Annotated in this window: 14 protein-coding genes; all 14 read left to right on the top strand. The window is 67.5% G+C overall.

From position 1 onward, the window contains the following. Positions 1-149: 149 nt before the first annotated feature. Entirely contained in the window at positions 150-680 is a 531-nt protein-coding gene (locus tag ACZK45_RS06485; RefSeq protein WP_032127934.1) for a Csu type fimbrial protein, read from the top strand. Further along, on the top strand, positions 680-1,429 hold the full coding sequence (locus tag ACZK45_RS06480) for a fimbrial biogenesis chaperone (RefSeq protein WP_049399527.1): 750 nt from the start codon (positions 680-682) through the stop codon (positions 1,427-1,429). The genes ACZK45_RS06485 and ACZK45_RS06480 overlap by 1 nt, the downstream gene beginning before the upstream one ends. Before the next feature lie 7 nt (positions 1,430-1,436). After that, complete coding sequence (locus ACZK45_RS06475; protein WP_478445601.1) at positions 1,437-3,815, top strand: fimbria/pilus outer membrane usher protein; 2,379 nt, start codon at positions 1,437-1,439, stop codon at positions 3,813-3,815. Then, a complete protein-coding gene (locus ACZK45_RS06470) occupies positions 3,812-4,849 on the top strand; it encodes a Csu type fimbrial protein (RefSeq protein WP_346484886.1) in 1,038 nt (345 codons plus the stop codon). The genes ACZK45_RS06475 and ACZK45_RS06470 overlap by 4 nt, the downstream gene beginning before the upstream one ends. A 260-nt stretch (positions 4,850-5,109) precedes the next feature. Continuing rightward, a complete protein-coding gene (locus ACZK45_RS06465; protein ID WP_049399532.1) occupies positions 5,110-5,328 on the top strand; it encodes a hypothetical protein in 219 nt (72 codons plus the stop codon). Then, positions 5,328-6,026, top strand: coding sequence for a fimbrial biogenesis chaperone (locus ACZK45_RS06460; RefSeq protein WP_125893837.1), 699 nt, complete (start codon positions 5,328-5,330; stop codon positions 6,024-6,026). Before ACZK45_RS06465 ends, ACZK45_RS06460 begins: the two co-directional genes overlap by 1 nt. Positions 6,027-6,246: 220 nt before the next feature. Next, positions 6,247-7,053, top strand: coding sequence for a 30S ribosomal protein S2 (gene rpsB, locus ACZK45_RS06455; RefSeq protein WP_005408748.1), 807 nt, complete (start codon positions 6,247-6,249; stop codon positions 7,051-7,053). 126 nt (positions 7,054-7,179) lie between these two features. Further along, positions 7,180-8,055, top strand: coding sequence for a translation elongation factor Ts (gene tsf / locus ACZK45_RS06450; RefSeq protein WP_032127939.1), 876 nt, complete (start codon positions 7,180-7,182; stop codon positions 8,053-8,055). A 258-nt stretch (positions 8,056-8,313) separates the two neighbouring features. Further along, positions 8,314-9,852 (top strand): GGDEF domain-containing protein, encoded by a 1,539-nt coding sequence (locus tag ACZK45_RS06445; RefSeq protein ID WP_132809702.1) that lies wholly within the window; start codon positions 8,314-8,316, stop codon positions 9,850-9,852. Positions 9,853-9,973: 121 nt separating this feature from the next. Beyond that, positions 9,974-10,702: a UMP kinase gene (gene pyrH, locus ACZK45_RS06440; RefSeq protein WP_032127941.1), complete on the top strand. Its 729-nt coding sequence runs from the start codon at positions 9,974-9,976 to the stop codon at positions 10,700-10,702. Positions 10,703-10,798: 96 nt separating this feature from the next. After that, positions 10,799-11,353: a ribosome recycling factor gene (gene frr, locus ACZK45_RS06435; protein ID WP_032127942.1), complete on the top strand. Its 555-nt coding sequence runs from the start codon at positions 10,799-10,801 to the stop codon at positions 11,351-11,353. Between the two features lie 5 nt (positions 11,354-11,358). Next, positions 11,359-12,126: a polyprenyl diphosphate synthase gene (gene uppS, locus ACZK45_RS06430; protein WP_032127943.1), complete on the top strand. Its 768-nt coding sequence runs from the start codon at positions 11,359-11,361 to the stop codon at positions 12,124-12,126. Beyond that, a complete protein-coding gene (locus tag ACZK45_RS06425) occupies positions 12,123-12,959 on the top strand; it encodes a phosphatidate cytidylyltransferase (protein ID WP_010486331.1) in 837 nt (278 codons plus the stop codon). Before uppS ends, ACZK45_RS06425 begins: the two co-directional genes overlap by 4 nt. 2 nt (positions 12,960-12,961) lie before the next feature. Continuing rightward, positions 12,962-14,152 (top strand): 1-deoxy-D-xylulose-5-phosphate reductoisomerase, encoded by a 1,191-nt coding sequence (locus ACZK45_RS06420; RefSeq protein ID WP_049399539.1) that lies wholly within the window; start codon positions 12,962-12,964, stop codon positions 14,150-14,152. Positions 14,153-14,181: the final 29 nt, after the last annotated feature.

Here is a 14,181-nt window from a genome sequence, read left to right as displayed (position 1 = left end):
AAGCGTGATCGCCGCCCCCCTTTCGCCTCCCTGTTTATCACGGAATACAGACACTTACGCCTCCTAAGCTGGGGTCACCGTCGCCGAAGCGGTGCCGAACGTGCCGCCTTCGCCTTGTTCAACGGACCTTCGGGTCAGGGAGGTTGTCCATGCGATCCGCGCTTCGTTCCCCGCTTGCCTGGGCCCTGGCCGGGGTGCTGCTGTCCGGCCCGGCCCTGGCCGCAGACACCACCACCTTCAATGTCACCCTGGTGGTGACCAAGGCCTGCACGATCACGGCTGCTGCCGCCACCAACGTTGACTTCGGCACGGCGGCCTCGACCACCGCGACCCCCACCCTGGGCCAGGGCACGGTGACCGCCCAGTGCTCGGCACTGACCCCGTACACGATTTCACTGAATGCGGGTGCCAATGCCAGCACCGCCAATGACGTCACCACTCGCCGGATGAAGAACACCAACGCCGCGGTGACCGCCAACAACTACGTCGGCTACCAGCTCTACCAGGACGCCGCGCACACCCTGGTCTGGGGTGCCACCTCCGGCACCAACACCCAGGCTGGCATCGGCACCGGCCTGGCCGTGCCCTACATCGTCTACGGCCAGATCCTGAACCTGAGCACCAACAACCCGGCGACCGGCAACTACCTGGATACGGTTACCGCCACGATCACCTATTGATGGAGCACGCCCGCATGGCCGGACCCCGCCCGTGGCGCGCCACCGGCGTGGCGCTGCTCGTCCTGAGCCTGGTATTCGCCGCCCCGGTCGAAGCCACCAGCCTGCAGGTCGCCCCGACCAGCCTGCAGCTGGAAGCGCGCCAGCGTGCCGGCGAGCTTTGGCTGACCAACAGTGGCACCTCGCCGGTGAAGCTGCAGGTTCGGGTGTTCCGCTGGGTGCAGCAGGACGGCCAGGAGCAACTGTTGCCCACCGATGAACTGGTGGTCACCCCGCCGATGCAGGAACTGGCTGCCGGGCAGCAGCAGCTGGTCCGGGTGATGCGTCCGGACAGGACGCCACCGCCGGCACAGCAGTACTACAGGCTGATTGTCGACGAGGTGCCCGACCTGGCCACCCGCGCCGACGGCATGCAGTTCGTGCTGCGCTATTCGATACCGGTGTTCGTGCAGCCCGCCGCCGGCAAGCTTGCGCCGCAGCTGCAGGCCCGCCTGGTGCAGTTGCCCGATGGCCGCAACGGCGTCGAGGTGGCCAACGCAGGCAACAGCTATGCGCAGATCGCCGATCTTGCGCTGGGCAGCCCCACGCGCCCACGCATCGTGCATCCCGGACTGCTGGGTTACGTGCTGCCCGGGCAGGTGATGCGCTGGCCGATCGAGCGCACGGCGATCGACCGCGACAACGACCAGATCACGGCCAAGCTCAATGGCGAGTCGGAACAGACGCCGCTGTCGCCCCCATCGGCTCGCTGAGGCGTTGATGGGCGCGCTGCTTGCTGCCCTGGCTCCTGCGGCGACCCAAGCCGCCGATGTGTCCGGTGCAGCGGCTACCGCCACCGCCGATGTATCAGGCATCTCCGCCGATGCGATGCTGCCACCGCCCACACCGTTGACCGCCAACCAGACGCTGTACCTGGACGTTTCGCTCAACAGCACCCCACGCGGACTGCTGCCTTTCATCGAGAACCGTGGCCGCCTGCAGGCCAGCCCCGACGTACTGCGCCAGCTCGGCTTCAACGCCCACGGCGATGCACCGGTGTACCTGGACCAGATCAGCGGCGCGGTGGTGCGCTATGACGCACGCCTGCAGACCCTGGCGCTGGACGTGCCACTGGACCAGCTGACCCTGCCAACCACCGTGCTCAGCCGCCCGCAGACACGCGCGCCCGCAGGCAGTGCCTCACCCGGACTGCTGCTCAACTACGACGTGTATGGCAGCCGGGTGGATACGCTGGGCAACCTCAGCCTGAGCTCCGAACTGCGCCTGTTCGGCGTCGGCAACGGCACCTTCGAAAACACCGCGGTCAGCAGGCGCTACCAGCAGCCTGGCGACCGTCGCTGGCGAGGGGAGAGCGTGCGCCTGGATACGCGCTGGAGCCTGGATTTCCCCGACCAGGCGATGACGCTGGAGGTCGGCGATTTCTACAGCGGCTTCGTCGACTGGACCCGTCCGGTGCGCCTGGGTGGCCTGCAGATCGGTCGCAACTACGGCCTGCAGCCCTATCGCGTGCTGACCCCCACGCCCAGTTTCCTCGGCCAGGCGGTGGTGCCGTCCACGGTCGAGCTGTACGTCGATGGCCTGCGCCAGTACAGCGGCCAGGTCCCGGTCGGCCCGTTCCAGCTGGCCGCACAGCCGGGCATCAGCGGCACCGGCAGCGCACAGGTGGTGGTCACCGACGCATTCGGCCGCATGCAGACCCTGGATTTCAGCTTCTATGGCACCCAGCAACTGCTGGCCAAGGGCCTGTCGGACTGGTCGGTCGGTGTTGGCCAACTGCGCGAGGACTTCGGCCAGCGCTCCTTCGCCTACGACGACCGCACCGTGGCCAGTGCCAGCTGGCGCGGCGGCATCAGCGATACCTTCACCGCTGAAGCGCATGCCGAAGGCGGCGGTGGCCTGGCCCAGGCCGGCATCGGCGGCGGGTGGCTGCTGGGTGGCGCGGGCGTGTTCAACGCCGCCTATGCGCACAGCAACTACCAGGGCCTGCAGGGCGGGCAATGGGCACTGGGCTACAGCTGGAACAACCGCCGACTCAACGTCAATCTGCGCACCGTGCGCAGCCATGGTGATTACCGCGACCTGGGCGCACTGCAGGGCAACCTGCCACCCAGCATCAGCGAACAGGCCACGGTCGGCGCCGATCTGCTGCGGCTGGGCACGCTCAGCGCCAGCTACCTGCGCCTGCGCTACCCCGATGGCGAAGACAACCGCTACGCCAGCCTGTTCTGGTCGCGGACCTGGAGCCAGCGCTGGTCGGCCTACCTCTCGGTGAACCAGAACCTGGACCAGAGTGATGACCGCAGCATCTATCTGTCGGTGACGGCCAGCCTGGGCAACAACCGCCAGGCCAGCCTGTCCAGCCAGCGCAATGGCGACAGCCAGACCTGGGTGGCCGACGTCACCCAGCCGGTGCCCGGCGATGGCAGTGCAGGCGGCATCGGTTGGCGCGCGCAGGTGCGCCACGGCGAGGACGGCAGTGGCGGCCTGGCCGAAGTCGGCATCCTCAATGACGTCGGCCGCTACTCCTTCGGGGCCTCGCGCCAGGGCGGGCTCAACTATGCCTACGGCAGCGCCAGTGGCAGCCTGGTCTGGATGGGCGGGCACGCGTTTGCCACCCGCGAGGTCTCCGATGCATTCGCGGTGATCAGCACCAATGGTGTTGGTGGCGTGCCGGTGCGGCTGGAGAACCGCCTGATCGGCGTCACCGATGATCGTGGCCTGTTGCTGGTCAGCCCGCTGCTGTCCTGGCAGCGCAACCGGGTCTCGATCGACACCCTGGACCTGCCCGAGGACATGCGTGCCGACCGCATCGAGGACTGGGTGACGCCGCGCCAGCGCGCTGGGACCCACGTGACATTCCAGTTGCGCTCGCGGCCCTCTCTGAGCCTGACGCTGCAGAGCATGGACGGGCAGCCGCTGGAAGTGGGCAGCGAAGTGCAGTTGCCCGGCGGACGCCAGGCCACGGTGGGCTATGACGGCCTGCTGTATCTGGAAGACGTCGCTGCCGGCAGCGTGCTGTACATCACCACCAGCCGCGGCCAGTGCCGGGTGAAGGTACCCGAGCAGCCCAAGGTAGTGGCGTCCGGCGCCCGGCCGAAGCCGGCACCGCTGCCGTGCATCCCGGAGGTGGCGCAATGAGAGTGCTGCTGCTCGGCATGCTGCTGTTCGCCGGCCTGCTCGTGGCACTACCGGCCCAGGCGACAGCGGTCTGCACGGCAACCGCGAACCCGACTCTGCCGTTCGGCAACATCAACAGCAACGCTCCCGGCCCTACGGCGGCGACGCTGAACATCACGGTGACCTGCACCACCGCCGCACTGAGCCTGCTGGCCACCACCGGCGTCCGCGTCTGCGTGGGTATCGGCGCAGGCAGTGGCGGCGGCAGCACCTCCACCTTCCGCACGATGTCCACTTCCAGCAGCGACACCATGAATTTCCAGCTCTACAACAACGCCAGCTACGGCCAGGTCACCGGCCTGGTGCCACGCGGCACGCCGCCGGCGCAGGAACTGACCATGAGCTACAACGTGCCGCTGCTGACCGGCGGCAGCGGTGCGCAGTCCGTGCAGCTGTTCGCGCAGATCCCCGCCAACCAGATCCTCGCTTCGGGTGCTTACAGCAGCACCTTCAGTGGCGCCAACGTGGTGCTCACCTGGGCCTGGAATGAAGTCCTGCTCGGCAACGCCACCGTGCCGGCCACCTGCAACGGCGGCGCAACCGGCACCAACAGCGCCAGTGCGGCCTTCAGCTTCACTGCCACTGCCAACGTGCTGCCGCAATGCGGCAGCTACGTCACCACCAACATGGACTTCGGCAACGTCACCGGCAGCATTTCCGCCAACATCGACCGGACCGCCACGCTCACGCTGACCTGCCTGAAGAACACCGCCTACCAGATCAGCCTCAACAACGGCCAGAACAACCCCGCCGCCTCCACCACCCGGCGCATGGCCACCACCATTGGCAGCGGCACCTACTACCTCCCCTATGAGCTGTACCGCGACGCCGCGCGCAGCCTGCGCTGGGGCAATACCCTCAATGTCGATACCGTTGGCGGCACCGGAAATGGCAGCGCGCAGCAGCTGACCATCCATGGCCGGGTGCCGCCGGTCACCGGCCAGCCCCCGGCCGGTACCTACAACGATCTGGTGCAGGTGACGATCACTTACTGACCTGTGTGCCGACCAACGGTCGGCATCCACCGGGATGGATTGGAATGGTCGGCACCCACCGGGGTGGGTTTGGAATCGTCGGCACCCACCGGGGTGGGTTCCGGTAGATCCACGCCGTGCGTGGATGTGCGCATCCCTCCTGCGCCAGGACCAGTCGACTGGCAGTCGAGCCTACAGATTCGGCCGATCCGGCCGATACCGCGCAACGGGTCCTACAGTACGGTGGATGGCAGGTGGTTCGCGCACTTCTGATCGGGGCGATGCTGGTCGCCAGTACGCCCGCGTGGGCCGATCCCGGCAGCACCTCCCTGCAGATCCGGCTGACTGTGGTCGAGGGCTGCAGCAGTGATGCCGGCAACACCCGATGCACGGCACCGCACCGGCGCAGCGACGCGCCCGAGCTTCCGCAACAGATCCGCGACCTCGCGCCGCCGGCCGACAGCGACGACGCGGCGCCTGCCGTGACCCTCATCTACTGATGCGCATCCTGCTGAGCCTGCTGGCACTGCTGCTGGCACTGCCCGCTGCGGCGCTGGACCTGGTGCCCACCACCCTGCAGCTGCCCGCCGAAGGGGGGCACGGCGAGCTGTGGCTTTACAACCCCGGGCCCGGCCGCTGGCAGGGCGAGGTTCGGATCCTGGCCTGGGAACAGCAGGTCGATGCGGAAAAGCTGCGGCCCAGCGACCAGATCCTGGCCAGCCCCGCCCGGCTCGACCTCCCGCCCGGCACCCGTCAACGCATCTGGCTGCTGCCTCGGGAGACGTCGCCCGTTGCCGTCGAGCAGGCCTACCGGGTGATCCTGAGCCCCAGCGGACCGGGCCTGCCACGCTACTCGCTGCCCTTGTTCCGGGGGCATGCGGCGCCCCTGGCGCGGCCGGACCTGCATGCCGGAATCGAATCCGGCACGTCGCAGCCTCTTCTGCGACTGCGCAACGCAGGTTCCGTTCACGCCCGCCTGCACGATCTTGCGTTCGTCGCCGGCGATGGACGCCGCACCCTGCTGCTGCCGGGACTGGCCGGCTACCTGCTGGCGGGCCGGGAACGCCGCTGGGCCCTCCCCGTCCATGCCGACAGCTATGCCGGTGGCCATTTCCAGGCCCGGCTGCAGGACGGCCGCGTGGTCGATCTGACCGCGCCGGACCCGGCAATTGCAGCGAGCGCTCCCAGCGGGCTATAATCGACCGGATTCCTGCCGCCTGCGTGCGCGGGAGACCGTCCACACCGGACGTCACCGGTGAATCCACACCTGCTGCCCCCATCCGTGCCGGGGTGCTCCGCAAGGAGTTCGGCCACGGAGGCAACAGGGAAGCCCAACCCCGGAACCATCCGCGCTTCCACGCGTCCCGCATACCTATCCCCGCGGGCGGAATCGCCGGTTCCATATCAGGAGTATTGCAATGCCCCAGGTCACCATGCGTCAGATGCTGGAAGCCGGCGTCCACTTCGGCCACCAGACCCGCTACTGGAACCCGAAGATGGCTCCGTACATCTTCGGCGCCCGCGGCAAGATCCACATCATCAACCTGGAAAAGACCGTCCCGCTGTTCAACGATGCGATGAACTTCATCTCGTCGGTTGCCCAGAAGCGCGGCACCGTCCTGTTCCTGGGCACCAAGCGCAGCGCCCGCGAAACCATCAAGGAAGAAGCCGAGCGTTGCGGCATGCCGTTCATGAACCAGCGTTGGCTGGGCGGCACCCTGACCAACTTCCGTACCGTCAAGCAGTCTGTTGCCCGCCTGAAGGAACTGGAAGCCGGTGAAACCGACGGCACCTTCGAGAAGCTGGTCAAGCACGAAGTGCTGGGCCTGCGTCGCGAGCGCGACAAGCTGGAAGCCTCGCTGGGCGGCATCAAGGACATGAACCGTCTGCCGGACGCCATCTTCGTGATCGACATCGGCCACGAAGACATCGCGATCAAGGAAGCCAAGAAGCTGGGCATCCCGGTCATCGCCGTGGTCGACACCAACTACAACCCGGAACTGGTGGACTACGCCATCCCGGGCAACGACGACGCCATCCGCGCTGTGCAGCTGTACGCCCGCGCCGCTGCCGACGCCGTGCTGGAAGGCAAGGCTGCTGCTCCGCACGCTGCTTCGGTGCGTGAGGAAGAGTTCGCCGAAGCCGCTGCTGAAGGCGAAGAGAAGCCGGCCCGCCGCGCTCCGGCCAAGAAGGCTGCCAAGAAGGGCGACGACGCCCAGGCCTGATCCAGGCCCCGGGGTGGACGCCCGGCGTCCACCCTCCCTGCGCGCAGCCTTTGGCGCGTGACAGGACCGTGTCACACGGGCCGGCCACCATGCCGGCCCAACCCCTTTCTTTCGTGAGGTAATCCCGTGGAAATCACTGCTTCCCTGGTCAAGGAACTGCGCGAGCGCACCGGCGCCGGCATGATGGAATGCAAGAAGGCTCTCACCGAAGCCAACGGCGACATCAACGCTGCTGCTGAAGCCATGCGCAAGTCCGGCGCTGCCAAGGCCGACAAGAAGGCTGACCGCGTGGCCGCCGAAGGCCGTCTGGGCCTGGCCCAGGATGGCGGCAAGGCCGTGCTGGTCGAAGTCAACTCGGAAACCGACTTCGTCGCCAACGATGACAACTTCAAGTCCTTCGTCAATGCCGTCGCCGCTGCCGCCCTGGCATCGGGCGCCAACGACGTCGAAGCCGTGAAGGCTGCCAAGCTGGCCGATGGCCGCACCGTTGAAGAAGCCCGCGCCACCGCCGTGCAGACCCTGGGTGAAAACATCCAGATCCGTCGCATGGTGAAGGTTGATGGCAACAACACCATCGGCGCCTACGTCCACACCAACGGCAAGGTTGGCGTGCTGGTCGACCTGGTCGGCGGCGACGTCGAGCTGGCCCGTGGCCTGGCCATGCACGTGGCAGCCCTGAAGCCGCCGCACAACAAGGCTGCGGACGTCCCGGCCGAGTTCGTCGAGAAGGAAAAGGAAATCGAGCTGGCCAAGATGTCCGAAAAGGACAAGGCCAAGCCGGCCGAGATCCTGGAAAAGATCATCAGCGGCAAGATCAACAAGATCGTCAGCGACGTGACCCTGTACGGCCAGACCTACGTGCTGGGCGACACCACCGTCGAGCAGGTGGTCAAGGCCGCTGGCGCCGACGTGGCGGGCTTCAAGCTGCTGATCGTCGGCGAAGGCATCGAGAAGGTGGTGGAAGACTACGCCGCTGAAGTTGCCAAGGCGATGCAGGTCTGATTCCAGCCTTCCGGCTGTGAAGCGACCAGAAGGAGCCGCGGGAAACCGCGGCTCTTTTTTTATGTATGGGCCAAGGGATGAACCCATGCCCCATCGGCCGGTGCGCACCGTTGGTGCGCACAACCGGCACCTTTGCGTTGCGCGCGAATCAAGCCGATACTCGGCGCAGGGAATCCACAGTCACATAGCAGGAACGAAAATCGCGGACTGTGATGCATTCCTAGGTATTCTTGTCCCAATGGAATTGAACGACCCGACATGCCTCCCGAGCTGACAGCTGCCCTGGCGCTCTGCCGCAACCTGCCCTCGCCACCCGGTATTGCCCTGCGCATCATCGAGCTGGCCCAGGACCCGGAAGCGGATATCGCCACCGCCGCCGACATCATCGCCATCGACATGGCGCTGAGCGCTCGCATGCTGCGCATCGCCAATTCGCCGCTGTACGCCAGCCGCCGCCGCATCGAGAACCTCGGCCAGGCGCTGACCATGCTCGGCCTGAATGCCACGATCAGCCTCGCCCTCGGCTTCACCGTCACCCAGGGCCTGACCGGTGGCGGCGGTGCCGACCACGACCTGCGCCAGCGCGCGTGGAAGCGCAGCATTCTCAGCGCCCTGGCCGCCAGCCAGCTGGGCCAGGCACGCGGCCTGCGTCGGCTGGAGGAACTGATGCTGGCCGGGCTGCTGCAGGACCTGGGCGTGCTGTGCCTGGCCCAGGCCGAATCGGAGCGCTACCTGCCACTGCTGCGCGAAGCCCGTGACAATACCGATCTGGTCGCACGCGAGCGCGAGGAACTGGGCTGCAGCCACGCCGATGTCGGCGCCTGGGTGGCCGAACAGTGGGGCCTGCCGCGCTACCTGGTGGAAAGCATCAGCCACAGCGAGGACGACGACGCTGCCGATTCGCCGTTCCAGGCATGCGTGCAGCTGTCCGGCGCTGTTGCCGACATCTGGCTGGACGAAGACGCCGATGCCGCCCGCGAACGCGCTCTGCACCAGGTGCATGACCGGCTGGAGCTCGACAGCGCCCGTTTCGATCAGGTGCTGACCCGCATCAGCGATGCCCTTCCGGATATCGCCAGCTTGTTCGAGGCCGGCCTGAACTCGCCCTCGCGGGTCCGGGAGCTGATCGACCACGCGCAGGAACTGGCCACCCTGCGCAACCTGCGCGAGCTGCAGGATGCCGATCAGGCACGCCGCCGCGCCGACGAATTCGAGGCGCGGGCCAAGCGCCTGGCCGACCAGGCCCACCGCGACGCCCTGACCGGCGTGCTCAACCGCCGCCAGCTGGAGGCGGTGCTGGAACAGGAGTTCCTGCGCGCCGGGCGCCAGGGCTGGCCGCTGTCGGTGGCCTTCATCGACCTGGACGACTTCAAGAAGATCAATGATGCCCACGGCCACCTGACCGGCGACGAGGTGCTGCGCGCCTTTGCCGGCAAGCTGCAGGGCCAGCTGCGCAACAGCGACACCGTGGCCCGCTTCGGTGGCGAGGAATTCGTCGCGCTGCTGCCCAACACCAGTGAATCGGTGGCGCTGGACGTGATCCGGCGCGTGCTGGCCAACATCGTCGCCACGCCGATGGCCGAGCTGGAGGAAGGCCCGCTGTTCGTCACCTTCTCCGCCGGCGTGGCCACCCAGGGCGGCTACGAACGCTTTGCCGACGTGCAGGACCTGCTGCGCGCAGCCGACGATGTGCTGTACCGCTCGAAGAACCTGGGCCGCAACCGGGTGATCGCCCGCTCCCCCGGCGCCCTCGGCCACGACGAGCTTTCAGCCACCGCCGGCGCCGAGCTGGGCTGAACGGGACGCCCCGCGTGAGCGGGGCGGACGGCAGGATTTCGCGCCGCAGTGCACAAAACACTTTGGCCCAACGCCGCATGCGCGTAGAATCGCCCGCGATTTCCACGCACCCGAGGTCCCTATGTCCAAGCTCGCCTATCGCCGCATCCTTCTGAAACTGTCCGGGGAGGCGCTGATGGGAGATGAGGACTACGGCATCGACCCGAAGATCATCAATCGCCTGGCCCGTGAGGTCATCGAAGCCCAGCAGGCCGGTGCCGAAGTGGCGCTGGTGATCGGCGGCGGCAACATCTTCCGCGGCGCCGGCCTGGCCGCTGGCGGCATGGACCGGGTCACCGGCGACCAGATGGGCATGCTGGCCACGGTCATCAACGCCCTGGCCATGCAGGACGCCCTGGAAAAGCTGGGCGCCAAGGCCCGCGTGATGAGCGCGATCAAGATCAACGACGTGTGCGAGGACTACATCCGCCGCCGCGCCATCCGCCACCTGGAAAAGGGCCGCCTGGTGATTTTCGCCGCCGGCGTCGGCAGCCCGTTCTTCACCACCGACTCCGGCGCCGCGCTGCGTGCGATCGAGATCGGTGCCGACCTGCTGCTGAAGGCCACCAAGGTCGATGGCGTGTACGACAAGGACCCGAACAAGCACAGCGACGCGGTCCGTTTCGACAGCCTGAGCTACGACGAAGTGATCCGCCGCGGCCTGGAAGTGATGGATACCGCGGCCTTCGCACTGGCCCGCGACAGCGACCTGCCGATGCGCGTGTTCGACATGGGCCAGCCGGGCGAGCTGCTGAAGATCCTCAGCGGCGCGAACATCGGCACCCTGGTCCAGGGCCGCGACCCGGCCTGAGCCTGAGCGCCAGGCGAGCTCCGGGCCGATTCTGGCCCGGCAGCGTCCCGTATTCGCCTATAATCGCCCGATTCCAGTTACACCCAGGACCGGGCGATGCTCAACGACATCAAGAACAACGCGCAGACGCGCATGGCCAAGAGCATCGACGCTCTGAAGCACACCCTCACCTCGATCCGCACCGGCCGCGCCACCCCGGCCCTGCTGGACCGCGTCACGGTCAGCGCCTATGGCAACGCCAGCACCCCGCTGAACCAGGTCGCATCGATCTCCAACGCCGACGCCCACTCGCTGCTGGTCACGCCGTTCGACAAGAGCATGATCAAGGAGATCGAAAAGGGTCTCTACAACGCCGAGTTCACCCCGAACACCCTGGGCACCGCGATCCGCATCAACATGCCGCCGCCGACCGAAGAGCGCCGCAAGGAGCTGGCCAAGCAGGTGCAGAAGGAAGGCGAAGGCGCCAAGATCGCGATCCGCAACATCCGTCAGGACGCGAACAAGGAAATCGCCAAGCTGGTCAAGGACAAGGCGATCAGCGAAGACGAGAAGAAGCGCGGTGAGGACGACATCCAGAAGTTGACCGACACCAACATCAAGGACGTCGACAAGGTCGTTGCCGACAAGGAAAAAGAACTGCTGTCGGTCTGAAGTCGATGCCTTCAGTCCCGCCTCCGTTGCCGGCCGCCCTGCCCCGCCACATTGCCATCATCATGGATGGCAATGGGCGCTGGGCACAGCAGCGCCGTCGTCCGCGCGTGATCGGCCACCGGGCCGGCGCGCGTGCGGTCAACCGCACCATCGAGCGCTGCCTTGAGCTGGGAATTCCGGCGCTGACCCTGTTCGCGTTTTCCAGCGAGAACTGGGGCCGGCCGCAGGAAGAAGTCGATGCGTTGATGAAGCTGTTCCTCGGCGCGCTCGACCGCGAAGTGGACGAGCTGCATCGGCGCGGCGTGCGCGTGCGCTTCATCGGCGAGCGCGAACGCTTCGGTGCCGGGCTGGTCAGCCGCATGCAGCTGGCCGAGCAGCGCACCGCAGACAACACCACCCTGACCCTGTCGATCGCCGCCAGCTACGGTGGCCGCCAGGACATCGCCCGTGCCGCGCGCGCGCTGGCCGCTGAAGTCGCCGCCGGCCGCCTGCTGCCCGAACAGATCGACGAATCGCTGCTGGGCAGCCAGGTCGCCCTGGCCGACCTGCCGCCACCGGACCTGTTCATCCGCACCGGTGGCGACACCCGCATCAGCAACTTCCTGCTGTGGCAGCTGGCGTACACCGAGCTGTGGTTCACCGAGGCGCTGTGGCCAGACTTCGATCCCGCCCTGCTGCAGCAGGCGCTGGACGCCTACGGCAGCCGTGAGCGTCGTTTCGGCCTGACCAGCGCCCAGATCGCCGCACTGGCCACCGAGACTTCCAGCCCATGACCAAGACCCGAGTCCTTGCCGCGCTGATCATGGCGCCGGTCGCCATTGCCGCGATCCTGCTGCTGCCGACCCAATGGCTGGCAGCGGCGGCCGCTGCGGTGCTGCTGATCGGCCTGTGGGAGTGGCTGAAGCTGGCCGGCATCGAAGACACCCTGGCGCGCACCGTGCTGCTGGTACTGAACCTGCTGCTGATGGTGCTGCTGGTGTGGGCCGATGGCAGCACGCTGGTGCTGTTCCAGATCACCACATTGGCCGGTGTTGCCTGGTGGCTGGCGGCGCTGGTCTGGCTGCGCTTCTTCAATTTCGGCGCGCAGCCGTCGGCACCCTCGCGCATCGTGAAGATGCTGGCCGGTACGCTGGCCATCGTTCCGGCCTGGGCCGCGCTGGTGCTGATCCATGCCGGCGGCGATCCGCCGGGCAAGCAGGGCCACCTGTGGCTGCTGGCAGCGCTGGCACTGGTCTGGGCGGCCGATTCGGGCGCCTATTTCGCCGGCCGTCACTTCGGCAAGCACAAGCTGGCCCCGCGCATCAGCCCCAACAAGACCTGGGAAGGCCTGTTCGGCGGCCTGCTGGCCGGTGTCGCCGTGGCCGTCGGCCTGGGCTGGCTGGCCGGCATCGATACCGCACACCTGCCGGGCCTGCTGATCACTTCGGTGGTGGCCGTGTTCGCCTCGGTGCTGGGTGATCTGTTCGAAAGCCTGATCAAGCGCCACGCGGGCGCCAAGGACTCGGGCCACCTGATTCCGGGCCATGGTGGCGTACTCGACCGTGTCGACGGCGTCCTGGCTGCAGTGCCGGTGTTCGCACTCGGCAAGGAAATCTTCGGGTTCTGACCATGAATGCTGTCGCAGACCTGCGCCGGGTCGCCGTATTCGGCGCCACCGGCTCGATCGGTGCCTCCACGCTGGACGTGATCGCCCGCCACCCGCAGCGCTACCAGGCCACCGTGCTGGCCGCCGGTCGTCAGGTGCAGGCGTTGCTGGCACTGTGCCGCCAGCACCGGCCCGCGCACGCGGTGATCGCCGACGAATCGCTGTTCGCTGAGCTGCGCGATGGCCTGCGCGATGCCGGACTGGCCACCGAGGCGCATGCCGGCCATGCCGCGCTGGACCAGCTGGCCGCCAGCGATGCCTGCGACACCGTGGTCGCCGCCATCGTCGGTGCGGCCGGGCTGTCTTCCACCCTGGCCGCCGCCGCCGCGGGCAAGCGCATCCTGCTGGCCAACAAGGAATCGCTGGTGCTGGCCGGTGAGCTGCTGACCCGCACCGCAGAACGCGCCGGCGCCGAGATCATCCCGATCGACAGCGAACACAGCGCGATCTTCCAGTGCCTGCGCTCGCGCGATGCCAGCGTCGATGGCGCCGGCGTGCGCCGCATCCTGCTGACCGCCTCCGGCGGCCCGTTCCGTGGCCGCAGCCGCGCCGAGCTGGCCCAGGTCACCCCGGCCCAGGCCGTTGCCCACCCGAAGTGGTCGATGGGGCCGAAGATCTCGGTCGATTCGGCGACGTTGATGAACAAGGGCCTGGAAGTGATCGAGGCCCACCACCTGTTCGGCATCCCCGGAGAGCGCATCGAAGTGCTGGTGCACCCGCAGAGCCTGGTCCACTCGCTGGTCGAGTTCGTGGACGGCTCGACCCTGGCGCAGATGGGCCTGCCGGACATGCGCACCACACTGGCCGTTGGCCTGGGCTGGCCACAACGCATTGAATCGGGCGTATCCGGGCTGGATCTGCTGGCCCAGGGCCGGCTCGATTTCGAGGCCCCGGACACCGACGCCTTCCCCTGCCTGGCCCTGGCCTGGCAGGCGATGCAGGCCGGCGGCACCGCCCCGGCGGTGCTGAACGCTGCCAATGAAGAGGCGGTTTCAGCGTTTCTTCAGGGCCGGATCGGTTTCCTGACCATCCCGGAGCTGGTTGCTAACGCTCTTTCAACACTGCCGACCCAGCCAGCCGATACACTGGAGGTCCTGTTGTCCGCCGACCAGCGGGCACGCCAGCTGACCCTGAACGCCATCGACGCCGCCTGAACGACCGCCTCGCCCAGCATGACGACGCC

It is taken from the genome of Stenotrophomonas sp. 63632_Sma (genome assembly GCF_056482875.1).
This window is presented reverse-complemented; position numbering and strand designations above follow the sequence as displayed.